Origin of the sequence: Nonomuraea solani (assembly GCF_900108335.1) — a bacterium.
Lineage (GTDB): Bacteria > Actinomycetota > Actinomycetes > Streptosporangiales > Streptosporangiaceae > Nonomuraea > Nonomuraea solani.
In genome coordinates, this window is the sequence record NZ_FNVT01000002.1 from 1,060,051 (window position 1) to 1,072,864 (window position 12,814).

The 12,814-nt window shown below is 69.3% G+C and carries 10 protein-coding genes; 5 read left to right on the top strand and 5 right to left on the bottom strand.

Annotation, left to right across the window (positions count from 1 at the left end; all coding sequences use genetic code 11):
• The first annotated feature begins 90 nt into the window (after window positions 1–90).
• On the top strand, window positions 91–321 hold the full coding sequence (locus C4V41_RS64125) for a DUF7455 domain-containing protein (RefSeq protein ID WP_103955558.1): 231 nt from the start codon (window positions 91–93) through the stop codon (window positions 319–321).
• Between the two features lie 1,144 nt (window positions 322–1,465).
• Here C4V41_RS64125 and C4V41_RS10570 read toward each other — a convergent pair.
• A complete protein-coding gene (locus C4V41_RS10570; protein WP_103955559.1) occupies window positions 1,466–2,161 on the bottom strand; it encodes a GNAT family N-acetyltransferase in 696 nt (231 codons plus the stop codon).
• A gap of 405 nt (window positions 2,162–2,566) precedes the next feature.
• Here C4V41_RS10570 and C4V41_RS10575 point away from each other — a divergent pair, with 405 nt between their 5' ends.
• Entirely contained in the window at window positions 2,567–3,313 is a 747-nt protein-coding gene (locus tag C4V41_RS10575) for a YaaA family protein (protein WP_103955560.1), read from the top strand.
• Window positions 3,314–3,942: 629 nt separating this feature from the next.
• Here C4V41_RS10575 and C4V41_RS10580 read toward each other — a convergent pair.
• Entirely contained in the window at window positions 3,943–4,542 is a 600-nt protein-coding gene (locus C4V41_RS10580) for a TetR/AcrR family transcriptional regulator (protein ID WP_103955561.1), read from the bottom strand.
• A gap of 88 nt (window positions 4,543–4,630) precedes the next feature.
• Between C4V41_RS10580 and C4V41_RS10585 the strand changes: the two genes are divergently transcribed.
• Complete coding sequence (locus C4V41_RS10585; RefSeq protein ID WP_103955562.1) at window positions 4,631–4,996, top strand: DUF4267 domain-containing protein; 366 nt, start codon at window positions 4,631–4,633, stop codon at window positions 4,994–4,996.
• Between the two features lie 967 nt (window positions 4,997–5,963).
• On the opposite strand, the gene C4V41_RS10590 is transcribed toward C4V41_RS10585, so the two are convergent.
• From C4V41_RS10590 to C4V41_RS10600, 3 genes are all read right to left on the bottom strand, one after another.
• On the bottom strand, window positions 5,964–7,598 hold the full coding sequence (locus C4V41_RS10590; protein ID WP_103955740.1) for an RNA polymerase sigma factor: 1,635 nt from the start codon (window positions 7,596–7,598) through the stop codon (window positions 5,964–5,966).
• A gap of 242 nt (window positions 7,599–7,840) precedes the next feature.
• Entirely contained in the window at window positions 7,841–9,934 is a 2,094-nt protein-coding gene (locus tag C4V41_RS10595) for a SpoIIE family protein phosphatase (protein WP_103955563.1), read from the bottom strand.
• A 277-nt stretch (window positions 9,935–10,211) separates the two neighbouring features.
• Window positions 10,212–10,781, bottom strand: a complete 570-nt coding sequence (locus tag C4V41_RS10600) for an HhH-GPD-type base excision DNA repair protein (RefSeq protein WP_103955564.1) — start codon at window positions 10,779–10,781, stop codon at window positions 10,212–10,214.
• 154 nt (window positions 10,782–10,935) lie between these two features.
• Between C4V41_RS10600 and C4V41_RS10605 the strand changes: the two genes are divergently transcribed.
• Both C4V41_RS10605 and C4V41_RS10610 read left to right on the top strand, forming a co-directional pair.
• The gene (locus C4V41_RS10605; RefSeq protein WP_103955565.1) at window positions 10,936–11,160 is read left to right on the top strand and encodes a hypothetical protein; all 225 of its coding nucleotides are present in this window, start codon (window positions 10,936–10,938) and stop codon (window positions 11,158–11,160) included.
• A gap of 92 nt (window positions 11,161–11,252) precedes the next feature.
• Window positions 11,253–12,803, top strand: a complete 1,551-nt coding sequence (locus C4V41_RS10610; RefSeq protein ID WP_407669952.1) for a hypothetical protein — start codon at window positions 11,253–11,255, stop codon at window positions 12,801–12,803.
• Window positions 12,804–12,814 lie beyond the last annotated feature (11 nt).

A 12,814-nucleotide genomic window follows, 5' to 3' on the forward strand; every position in this document is an offset into this window, starting at 1 on the left:
CGGTTGGGAACGTCCAGGTCCGGTTAGATGTTGTTCCAAGTGACTGACGCCAGATCCTCGCTTCGGCGGGGGTGACCCGAAAGGCGATACGTGACTGGAGCTCTCGCCCCCGTTAAGCCGCTGACGGCCCTCGACCGCTGCGACCGCTGCGGCGCCCAGGCCTACATTCGCGCAACCCTGCCTGTGGGTGGGGAGTTGCTGTTCTGCGCTCACCATGGGCGTCAGCACGTTGCAGCGTTGCGCGAAAAGGGCGCCGACATCTTGGACGAGTCGGCTCGACTCAGCGAAACCCCTTCAAATGCCCCCAACGACGAACGCTGACCCAGCGCTGGTCGTGATGAGATAACCACATATTGCGTGACCAGAACGGCGACCCCGGCCCGCCCGGGGCCGCCGTTCTGGGTAAAACCCCGAGCAGGCGCCCCGTAGTCCGCCTGCTCTCCTTAACGTTCCCAAAGCCACACCGGCCCGCCCCGGACCGTCTGGCCGGGAACATCCGCCTGCCTCAGCGAGCGCCCAGCCAAGCGCCCCGCCGACGCCACCCGGCGTCCCGCCACCAGCGGGCCGCCTGAGCCGTTGCGCCGACGCCACCCGGCGTCCCGCCACCAGCGGGCCGCCTGAGCCGTTGCGCCGACGACACGCGGCCGACCCGCCAACGGTCGCCCTGGCCGTTTCTGCCGACGGCACATGCCCAACCTGCCGACGGTCGCCCAACCCGTTCTGCCGGTGGCACGCGGCAACCTGCCAGCGGTCACCTCAGCCGTTCCGCCCGGCCAACCTCCCAGCGTTTGCCCGATGATGCCAGCCCAGCCTGCCTGCCAGCGTTCGCCCGACGATGCCCGCCCAGCCTGCCAGCCGCCCCCGACCGGCCTGCCAATGGCGCTCGGCCAGCCGGCCAACACCACCCGTCCGGCCAGTGGACACCGGAGGCTCCGCCAACGCCGGCCGCCCGGCCAGCGGGCACCTGAGCATTCCGCCCTTGACACGCGGCAACCCACAACGGCGACCGAGCCGCTCCCGCCAACGGCTACAGGCCCGCTCCCGCCCAGGGCATTCAGCCAACGCCACCCGTCTGGCCAGGGGACACGTGAAACTCCGCCCATGCCGATGGCTACCGACGCCCTCCCGCCAGCGTTCGCCGATGGCACTCGGCCAGCCGACCATTTCTGCTGGGCCAGCCACGGCGCCCGTCCACATATCAATGCCAACCGCCCGGTCAGCGGGCACCTGGGACGTTCGGCCCAGGACACGCGGCGACCCGCCCACCGACGGCAACCGGGCCCTCCCGCCAGCGGACACCGAGCGTTTCCGTCAACGACACGCGGCCGCCCGCCAGCGGCACCCGACTGGGCCACCCATGGGCTCGACCGTCCCACCAGCGCCACCTGAACCTCCTGCCGCTGGCACTCGTCCCCGGGCGGTGGTCCCTCCAAGACCCCTCGGCCGGCCAGTCTGCGCGACGAGATCAGCGGACGCGGTAGTGATACCGGTCGGCGATCTCGAAACCCTCGCTCCGGTACAGGGCCTGCGCACCCTCGTTGCCCGCCGTGGTCACCAGGTAGGCCGAGCCGGCGCCCGCATGCCGTACCAACCCTCGAAGTGCCGCCCTGGCCAGCCCACGGCGGCGGGCCTCGGGCATGGTCGCCATGCAGTAGATCCCGAGCGTGTCGCCCTGCGGTACGCCCCGCCCGACCGCCAGTGGCACGCCGTCCTCCTCGACCGCCGCGTACCAAGCCGGTACGCCGGTGCAGATGCGCTCGGCCTCATCGACACCACTGCCATAGCGGCCGTCCACCGCCCACCACGCCTCCAGCCAGGCCCGCCACGGCCGCTCCTCGATCCTGACCTCGCGATCGGGCTCGGCAACGGGCGTACCGGCCATGATGACCGTCGGATCGACCACCTCGTACCCTCGGCGCTCCAACTCCGCATCCAGCCCGGGCGTGGCGCCCGGCCCCACGGAGAACACACACCGCAGCCCGCGCTCGCCGTAGAACGCCTCCGCCGCCGCGATGGCATCGTCCAAATCATCCGGTACGTCCAGCGCGAGCACCGAGTTGGCCCGCTTGGTCACGCCACCGGCGTACCGCAGCACCCATCCATCATGAGAACGCTGCTCATAGGCAGGCCAGGCATTATGGACAAGAAGGTCGAAATCCACCGACGCAGCCTAGCCCACCTGCGAAAGCATCCCCCAGCCCCATCGGACAGACTCCCGAGCGCCTACCTCTCCCTTGGCCCCGCCGTCCGGAAGCTTCCGCACCGGTCGGCCAATGCGGCGTCGAGGTCGGTACTGCGGACCCGACGACGACCCCTTGACGCGACACCTTGCGAAGAATCGCCCAAACACGCCGCAGACGAGGGGATAAGTCAGCATGTGTCCCAATAGCTTGGCGCAGTAGCTCGCCATCTACGTGCGGACCCATGCCTGATCCCCTCCGTGGCACCCCCACGGACAACTAGCGCATATGCGGACCGACGCCATCATTTCCCAGAAGACGTCGCCGCACCGCGTGAGCCGGCCACCGGAAAGGGGCACGGGCCAGGGCCAATAAGGTAGGTGGTTGTGCTGATCCTGTTGCCACCGTCCGAAGGCAAGGCGTCCGAAGGCAACGGGCCGCCCGTCGGCGAGCTGTCCATGCCCGCCCTCGACAAGGCCCGCAAACGCGTACTGAACGCACTCATCCGGGCCTCCAAACGCCGCGACGCCCTCGACACGCTCGGCCTGACGCCGGGGCTGGCAGGCGAACTGGCCAAGAACACGGCCCTCAAGACCGCCCCCACACTGCCCGCCGCCGCCCTCTATACCGGCGTCCTCTACGACAACCTCGGCCTGGACACCCTGGAAGACGAGGCCAGAAACCGGGCAGAGGAGTCCGTACTGATCTTCTCCGGCCTATGGGGTGTGGTGAAGATCACAGACCAGATCCCGCCGTACCGCCTCTCGATGGGGGTCAACCTCCCACCGCTCGGGGGTCTGGCGTCGTTCTGGCGCCCGGCGGTGTCGAAGGAACTGGATCGGGTTCCGGGCCTGGTGGTGGATCTCCGCTCGGCCACGTACGCGGGCGCCTGGCAACCGGGCGAGCGCTCGGTGACGGTACGCGTCTTCAGAGACGGCAAGGTCGTCAGCCACATGGCCAAGGCGACCAGGGGCGAGATAGCCCGCGCCCTCCTCCACCAGGACACCTCCCCCTCCACACCCGACGAACTGGCCAAAACCCTCGACACCTTGGGCTACACCCTGAACCTCACACCCCCACCCCGCCCCAACCGCCCCTGGACCCTGGACGTCCACATAACCGACCTCTCCTGACCCGACCGGGCACCCGAGAACCCTCATCACGAGAGCCGGGGAAGAGCGGGGCACCTGGCACCTACACGCGGCCGTTGCCACCACTGCCACCCACGGCTTCTCGGCCTACGAGAGCGGCCGGGCAGAGACGTGGGAACCGCGAGCCAAACTCGGGCCGCACCACTGCCCATCGACCCAAAGCGGCTAGCAGGAACGTGGGAACCCGCAGGCCGGCTCAGCCATGTGGCCCGAGCGCCGTGACTCACGTGCCACAAACCGCGCCCGCCTGGCCTCAGCCTTCAGCAGCCCAACATCGGCGCCTGCGCCACAACCCATTGGCCCACGACGACCAGTCGCAGCATGGAAGCCGCGAGCCGGCTCAGGACTGTCTTCTGGGCACCGCGACCCACGCGCCGCGATTCAGACCCGCGCAACCTCAGCCCTCGGACGACCTCAGCACCGCAACCCGGCCCGTGGACATGACCCAGGCCCGTGAGCCAAGCCGCTCGTGACGGCTACCTCTTGGCCGGAATCTCCCCCAACCCATCCCGTAGCCCAGTCCCCTTGACCCGAGCACCGCGACCCATCGCCGCGACCCGAGCGCCGAGGTCGGCGCGAGGGACCCGGGGCCGGTGTGGGTGGCTGGGATGTCAGGGGGAGTGATCGGTGCCTGGTGGCTCCTGGGTGAAGAGCGCCAGGAGGATCGCCAGCCTGCGGTCGTGGGCTTCGGGTAGGAGCCGGCCGCCGCGCATCAGGGTCACCAGGCCGTGCAGGGCGGCCCAGAAGGTCTCGGTCATCGCGCCCAGGTCGGTGCCGTTCGCGTGTGGGCCGACAGCCTCGGCTAGTTCGTTGAACCCGGCGTGCAGCGTGGCCGGAGCCTCAGGTGTGGCGAAGGGCAGGTTGACGCTCTGGCTGAACATGGCGTCGTACAGCGCCGGCCGCCGCTCGGCGAACGCCACATAAGCGGCACCGATCTCGGCGAGGGCGCGACTCGGGTCCGGCGCCCCCATTCGGGCCGCGCGTAGCTCTGTGACCAGGTCGGCGAAGCCTTCCAGGGCCACGGCCGTCATGATCGCGTCCTTGCCCTTGAAGTGGCTATAGAGGACGGGCTGGCTGTATTCGACCCGCTCGGCCAGCCGCCGGGTGGTCACCGCCTCCCAGCCCTCGGCCTCTGCCAGCTCGCGGGCGGCCGTGATGATGAGCTTCTCCCGCTGCGCACGCTCGCGCTCCTTGCGCCCCTGGATCGACATGCTTTGAAATCTAGCACTGCTAGCGCAAGTGGCCGCGTTCGGCTAGCATAATTTCTGTTCCTAGCAGCGCTAGATGTTGGAGATAAGCATGCTCACCACCATTGCCTACGGCCTTGCCATCGTCCTCAATCTGTTCTGCCTGTTCCTTGGGTACCGCTTTCTGTTCACACCACGCGCCGCCGCCATCGGCTATGGGGTGCCCGCCAGGGAGGACAGCGCCTACCTGACGGTCAAGGGCCTGCGCGACGGCACCTTCGGCCTGGTCGGCCTGGCCTTGCTGGCCTTCGCCGGCCCCAGTGCCGAAGCCTGGTTCATGCTGATCGTCGCCCTGATCCCGCTGGGCGACACCCTGATCGTGCTGCGCAACGGTGGCCCCAAGGCGACCGCGTTCGGCATCCACTTCGCGACCGCCATCATCGTCCTGCTCAGCGCCGCCCTGCTCTTCGCCATCTGACCAGACATCATCTGACCGGGCATCATCCGACCGGCCAGTGCCATCCAACTCGCTTGCCGAGCAGCACCATCCGACCGACTCACCGCCCAATCGGAGCAGCATCCGATCGACTCGCTGTCCAACCCGAGGCTCCGTCCAACCGGGGCACCGCCCAACCGGGACACCGCCCACCAAGCCACCATCCGACCTGTGTCCGGCAATGCTGCAGTGCGTCGCGGCCTGACGACGTTTGCCGAGGCTGGGCGGTGCCTCCGTTTGGCTCTGTGGGGTCCGGCAGGACGGCGCGGCTCGATGCGGTTTTCGAAGGTGATGCCGCCAGGTGGACGGGCGCTTGGGGAGTGGAACGGTCGCTGGCCGGATGGGCGCGGGGCCCTGACCGGCGGGCTCGCCGTCCGGACGACCACGGTGACGGTGAAGCCCGGGGTTCAGGGGCATGGTCCCGCCCTCGGCCAGTGCCGGTCGGACCGCGCCGATCAAACCCTCCCAGCCGATCCCGACCGCACGACCCCAACCCGATGGTGGTGAGGCATGGCCGATGGGCTCGCCATCGGCGGGCCGGGCGATCGCCGTGACGACGTGAAGCCTGAGGCTCCGGGGCACGGTCCCGACCTTCGCCGGCGCCGGTCAGACCACGCCGATCGGACTACTCCAGACGGACGATCCCGGCCACACTCCCCAGCCCGAAAGCGGCGAGCCCCGGCCCGATGGCAGTGGGGCCGGCTGGGGCAGGGCGGGCGTACTGTCCCAGTCGAACGTGGCCTGATCGGACGGCCCCAGCCGGGCATCGCCCAATCGGGACAGCCCCAACCCGACGTGACCCGACCAAACGACCCCAGCCGGACGTGAGCCGGTCAAATGACCCCAGCCGGGCATGGCCCGATCGGACAGGGTCAGGTCGGGGGTGAAGGGCCGGAATGCCAGCGCCCCGCCCAGGAAAGATCCCGGGCGGGGCGTTGGGTGGTGCTGGTTAGTCCAAGTAGTCCCGGAGGACCTGGGAGCGCGACGGATGGCGCAGCTTGGACATGGTCTTCGACTCGATCTGCCGGATGCGCTCACGGGTCACCCCGTAAACCTTGCCGATCTCGTCCAGCGTCTTCGGCTGACCATCGGTGAGACCGAAGCGCATCGACACGACGCCCGCCTCCCGCTCCGACAACGTGTCGAGAACGGAGTGCAGCTGCTCCTGGAGCAGCGTGAAGCTGACGGCGTCGGCCGGCACGATGGCCTCGGAGTCCTCGATGAGGTCACCGAACTCGCTGTCGCCCTCCTCACCCAGCGGGGTGTGGAGCGAGATGGGCTCGCGCCCGTATTTCTGGACCTCGACGACCTTCTCGGGCGTCATGTCCAGCTCACGGGCGAGCTCTTCCGGCGTGGGCTCGCGACCCAGGTCCTGCAGCATCTGCCGCTGGACGCGGGCCAGCTTGTTGATCACTTCGACCATGTGGACCGGGATGCGGATGGTCCGCGCCTGGTCGGCCATGGCGCGGGTGATCGCCTGCCGGATCCACCACGTGGCGTAGGTGGAGAACTTGTAACCCTTGGTGTAGTCGAACTTCTCGACGGCCCTGATCAGGCCCAGGTTGCCTTCCTGGATCAGGTCGAGGAACAGCATGCCGCGCCCGGTGTAGCGCTTGGCCAGCGAGACCACGAGCCGGAGGTTGGCCTCCAGCAGGTGGTTCTTGGCCCGGCGGCCGTCCTCGGCGATCCACTCCAGCTCGGCCTTGACGTCGACGGGCAGGCCCTCGGTCTCCCCACCGCCCAGCTGCTCCTCGGCGAACAGGCCCGCCTCGATGCGCTTGGCCAGCTCGACCTCCTGCTCGGCGTTGAGCAGGGGGACCTTGCCGATCTGCTTGAGGTAGTCCTTGACCGGGTCGGCCGTGGCACCGGCGGCGGCGACCTGCGCCACAGGGGCGTCATCGTCGTCGTCGGAGAGGATGAGGACCTCGTCCTCGGTCTTCTCCTTGACGACCTCGACCGCGGCCTTGGGCTCCTCCTCGGAGTCGTCGTCGGAGTCGGAGTCACCCTCGGAGTCGGCGTCGGCCTCGGCGACGATCTCCTCGTCGTCGACGTCGATGTCCTCGAGGTCTTCCAGCTCCACGTCGCCGTCGAGCTCGAGATCCTCGTCATCGTCCGCGTCGCCCCTGGCCCCGGGGTCCTTCGGCTTGGTGTCGGCAGGCCCACCGTTCTTCGGCTCGGCCTTCTTGGCGGCGGCGGGAGCCGCGGCCTTCTTGGCAGGGGCCGCCTTCTTGGCGGCCGACTCGGCTTCAGCGGTGCCCACGACCGCTGTCACGGTCTCGGGCTGCTGCTCTTTGGCGGCCGCCGCCGTCTTGGTCTTGACGGGGGCGGCGGTGCGGCGCTTAGCTGGACGAGACTTCTTCGGCGCAGCCGAATCCGCGGCGGTCACCCTCAGGGTCACGCCCTCTTTGCTGAGGTTCCGCAAGAACGCGGCGGCGTGCGACATCGGGATGTCCGCCTCCTCGAAGGCCTGACGGACATCCTCGGACTCGAGGAAACCCTGCGAGCGCCCACGCTCGAGCAGTCGCTGAATGACGGGCTCGTTCAGCTCTTGTGGCTTCGAGCGAGTCGAACTTGCAGGCGACACGAACACCTCTCGAACGAACGCGTGGCGACAATGGACCCAGATGCCCGCTGGGGGGCTGTTGCCTCTCTCGGAGAACGGTGAGGCCGTGCGGACCGCGACGGACCTGCACAGCATTGTGGCACGGCCCCGCAATCCATACGGCCACCTCCCGGCGGTTGACCTCCACCCTAGGCCGACCGAGACAGTAGTGCGTACGTAAGCGGGGCACTGATACCCGAAAGCAACCGTTATGACTGTTTCATTCAGTCACTCTTCGTGGCTGGCGGGACGTGAATAGCGAGCGCGGTAACGTCATCATCCTGTTCATATCCAGACAACATCCGGTCAACCAGGAAGTCCAGCAACATGTGCGGACTACTCACGACCTCAGGTGGCGCTTCGGTCACAACACTGCAAATCTCTGCGAGACCGGCATCCAGCCCGCGCTTCCTGTTCTCGACGAGACCGTCGGAGTAGAGCACGGCGGTATGGCCGGGCGGCACCACGAACCGGAACTGCCGTCGGCTGGTCGGCCAGCCTAGCGGAGTGCCCGGCTCGGCGTCGCACAGGATGGCGGTGCCCTGCGGCGAGACCAGGACGGGTGGCGGGTGGCCGGCCATGGCCAGGGTCCCCTCGCCCGTGACGGGCTCGACGACCATGTAGGCCAGGGTCGTGACCTGCTCTTCCTCTTCGGTGGCCTCGAAGACCCGGTCGAGCCCGGTGAGCACGGCGGCGGGCGGCGGGTTGGTCAGCGCCAGGGCGCGCATGGCGTTGCGGATGCGGCCCATGCCGGCCGCGGCCTTGACGCCCTTGCCCATGACGTCGCCGACGACGGCCGCCACGCGGCCGTCCTGCAGCACGAAGGCGTCGTACCAGTCGCCACCGACCTGGACGTGGCGGCTGCCCGAGCGGAAGCGCTGGGCCAGCACCAGGCCCTTGACCACCGGCAGGCGGTCGGGCAGCAGGCTGCGCTGGAGCGTCTCGGCGGTGCGGTGCTCGCGCTCGAAGAGCGTGGCCCGCTCGACCGCCAGCGCGCACTGACCGGCCAGCGCCTCCAGGAAGACGCCGTCCTCCTGGGAGATCTTCTGTGGCCGGGTGAAGGAGAATCGGAGCGCTCCCAGAGCGCGTCCCGCGGCCAGCAGCGGCAGGCCCACCCAGGCGCGTTCGTCGCCGTGGGCCAGGAAGCCGGCCAGGACCTCCTCGTCGCCGCCGGCCTCCAGGAGCTGGGCCTTCAGCGACTCGGGCGACTCGGCGAACACGGGCCGGCGGCTGTTGACCGCCATGGTCATCACGTTGGAGTGCGACAGCGGGATCTCGTCGCCGGTGGCGCCCGACGCCTCGATGATGCCCTCGCCGTTGATCAGCTTGAGCGTGGCGCGATCGGTGTCGAGCAGCGCGACCGCCGAGCGGTCGGCGGCCAGGGCGGTGCGGCCCACGTCGATGATGACCTGGACCACCTGCTCGACCGTCAGCGCCTCGGCCAGCATGGCCGTGGCGCCCTGGAGCCGGGCGGTGCGCAGGGCGGCGGCGCCGAGCTGGTCGGTCAGCCGGCCGCGCATCTCCTCGGCCTCGCGCTGCGGGGTCACGTCGGTGTTGGCGCCGACCCACTCGACCACCCTGCCGTGGCGGATGATCGGCACCGCGCGCACCTCGAAGTGGCGGTAGCCGCTGGCCCGGGTGCGCACCCGGTAGTTCCACTCGAACATGGTGCGGCCGCGCAGCGCCTCCCGCCAGGCCTCCTCGGTCTGCGGGCGCTCCTCGGGGTGGACGACCTCCAGCCAGCCGTTGGCGAGGTATTCCTCCAGGCCCTGGCCGGTGATGGCGCGCCACTGGGGCGCGTCCTCGACGACGGCGCCGGTGGGCGAGGTGATCCAGACGAGCTGGGACTGCGCCTCGACCAGCGAGCGGTAGCGCTCCTCGCTGCGGCGCAGGGCCTCCTCGGTCTGGCGGCTCTCGGTCACGTCGAGGCCCACCAGGGCGATGGCGCGAAGTTCGCCGCCCTCTTCGTGGACCGGCGAGAACGACAGCGACCAGTGCCTGGTGTCGCCCTCGGCGGAGCGCACGCGTACGCGCCCCTCGGTGACCGGCGCGTCACTCTCGATGACGGCCTGCACGGCGTGGGTGATGATCTGGCTCAGGTCGGCGGCGAGCACCTCGACGGGCGGCCGGCCGGCCATGCGTTCCGCGGGCACGTTGACGACATCGCTGAACACGGCGTTGACCCGCTGGAAGCGGCCATCGCCGTCGAAGAACGCGAAGGCGAACTCTGCCTCCGACAGCATGCCCTTGAAGAGGGCGGAGTCTGAGATGTCCACATCCGACTCCCGGGGACGGGGAACGGAGGTCTCGGCGCTCATAGTCCGCACCTCCGTCGCGTGCCAGGGTCTCCCACGCGGCACATCTCCATAACTATGTATCGGCGTAGCGCAGCTCCGGGCGACCGGATCCTGCAGTACATCATCGGCGATGGGCATGTGCGGACGGAAGCCCCCGCCGATGCCCGGTCGCCTCTAGGGTCTACGCATCCTGTCAAAGTCGCTCCACGTTGCGCAGCAAGATCAGGTTACAGCGCCCGATTGCCGGGGCCGATTTCTGCCACGGCTACGGATTCGCCGCGGCGGATTTCTGCCACCGCTACGGATTCTTCGCCGCGCGCTTCGCCTCCTGCTTGGCTGCTCGCACGCGGGCAAGGCTGTCGGCGTCGACCACGTCGGCGACCGATCGGTGTGACCCCTCCTCGCCGTAGAGTCCGGCTGCCTCCCGCCAGCCTGACGGCTGGACGTCCAACTGCTTCCCCAGCAATGCCAAGAAAATCTGAGCCTTCTGTTTGCCGTATCCCGGCAGGGCCATCAGTCGTTTCAACAACTCTTTGCCGTCCGGGGCGTCGGCCCAGATCCGCTCCGGCTCCCCGTCATAGTGCTCGACGAGGTAGGCCGCCAGTTGCTGGACCCTGGCCGCCATGGACTTGGGGTAACGGTGCACGGCGGGCTTGTCCGCCAGTAGCGCGGCGAACGCCTCCGGATCATACGCGGCGATCTCGGCCGCGGTGAGGTCGTGGCCGAGCCTCTCGGAGATCGTATGCGGCCCCGTGAACGCCCATTCCATGGGGATCTGCTGGTCGAGCAGCATGCCGACGAGCAAGGCGATCGGGCTGCGGCCGAGGAGCTCGTCTGCCTCGCTCCGCTGGGCGAGCTGGATGCGCATGAAGACAGCTTCGCACGGATGGGCGCCCGATGAAGTGAACACAGGCGTCGCGGAGGCTTGACACCAGCCCGAGAAAAGATGAAATGAGAGCGCAAGTCGCCCTGCAGACATTCCTGGGGGTTTGCCCCAGGGCCTCCAGAGGAATCTCACATCTATGCTCGCTCTGGCCACACGGTTTCTCCGGGAGCCGGTCAGCCTCCGGCTGGCCGAAGAGTTCCTGACCGTACCCGTGGACACGATCGACCGCTGCGTCGCCGACGCGTGCGCGTGCACGCAGCACCTCGGCGTCTCGGCGACGCCCGAGATCGTGGAACGCATCGCCCGCGAGCATCTGCTCGCCATCGTGAACTCCGCACCGCCGCCCAGGAGCCTCCGCTAGCGCGCCCTCCGCGCGACCTTCCCCGATAACATCGGGGTCACCAGGCCGAGTTGTACGCACCGTTTGCGCCTGGAATACGAGAGAGTGAGGGTGTGCGCCGACACCGACGAGATCCCAGGGAGAGCACCCCGCCGGACGACGTGTTCAAGGAGATGGTGCAGGCGGCCCGTGAGCTGCTGGCCGTGCGCACCCCCCTCGACGCGGAGCTGATGGTCTCCGACATGATCGGCGCCTGGTGGGGCAGGCGGGTGCGGGGCGGCGACGTGGAGCAGGTGCTCGGCGAAGGGCTCGTCGACTACGCCGCCAAGGCCGGCACGCCGGCGTCGCTGACGCTGATGATCTGCCTGGCCTATCTGGGCACCGCCCGCCAGGGCGCCAAGGCCGAGGGCGTGGCGCTGGCGATGATGGAGACGGGGGTGGCCAGGCCCGGTTGGGCCGACCGGGTGGGCGCGGTGAAGCCGGCCGGCTGCTACGTCTCCCGCGACGCCTACGGCGACCAGGACACGGTGATCTGCACCTTCGACTATCGCTGGAACGAGAGCGAGCACCCGATCGACCGGCACGCGCTGGTCATGGTGGTCGACTACAACATGAGGGGCATGGCCCGCGACGCGTGGGTGTCCTCCCAGGTCGACAAGCTGCTGGAGGAGGCCAGGGCCGAGGCGGCGGGCAACCCGCTGCTGCTGTTCGAGGAGATCCAGCCCGAGCAGGCCAGGGCGCTGCTCGAGTCGGCCATGAAGGCGACCAGGGAGCCGAAGACGCCGCCGCCGGTGAGCGAGAGCTTCAGCGCCTACCACGCCTTCGCCAGGGCCCGGCTCAAGGCGCTGCCGCCGGGGCGCAAGCGGCCGGCGCCGCTGCACATCGAGGCCCCGTACAGCAGGGAGCGGCGGGCCATGCTGGCGGCGGAGTTCCTGGCGTCCGACGCGGCCGAGCACCTGTCCGACCCGTCGGCGGCCTCGCGCTGCGCCGACCACATCATCGACTACGGGTGCGAGCAGGACTTCAACCGGCCGCTGCGGGTGAGCCCGACCAAGTGCGAGACCTTCCTGCTCGACTGGCTGCCGCGCAAGGTGATGCTGAGCGAGGCGGAGCAGGAGGCGATGCCGCACGTGCTGGCGGCGTGGGTACGCTTCGCCGCCCGCCGCACCGCGCTGCCCGAGCAGGGGCTGAAGGCCACGCTGGACGCGGTGTGGGAGGCGATCGGGAAGTTCCCCGAGGCCTACCGGGACCCGACGTCGTTCGGCATCGACCGGCCGCTGCTGGAGCGGCTGCTGCCCGACGGCGACCTGTCGGCGCTGGCCAGGCGGGCCTTCGCGTTCCCCTATCTGCAGGGCGTGCACAACGGCATCGACCTCGACCGGCTCGACCCGGCGGACCAGGCCGACCGCCGTACGTTACTCGAGATCGACCACGGCGGCGCGATCGACCAGGAGCACCTGGCCTGGCACGAGGAGATCGCCACCCGGCTGTGGGACGGCGACCCGCCGCAGCTCTGGGAGGCCGCGCAGCGGCTGCTCGACCTGGGGCACGACCGCCACGACGTGCTCCACGTGCTGATCGAGATCGCCGAGCGGATCGGCGGCGACCCGGAGGAGCTGGCGGCGGCGCTCGACGACATCGCCGACATACCCGACGAGATCTAGAATCTTGTTCT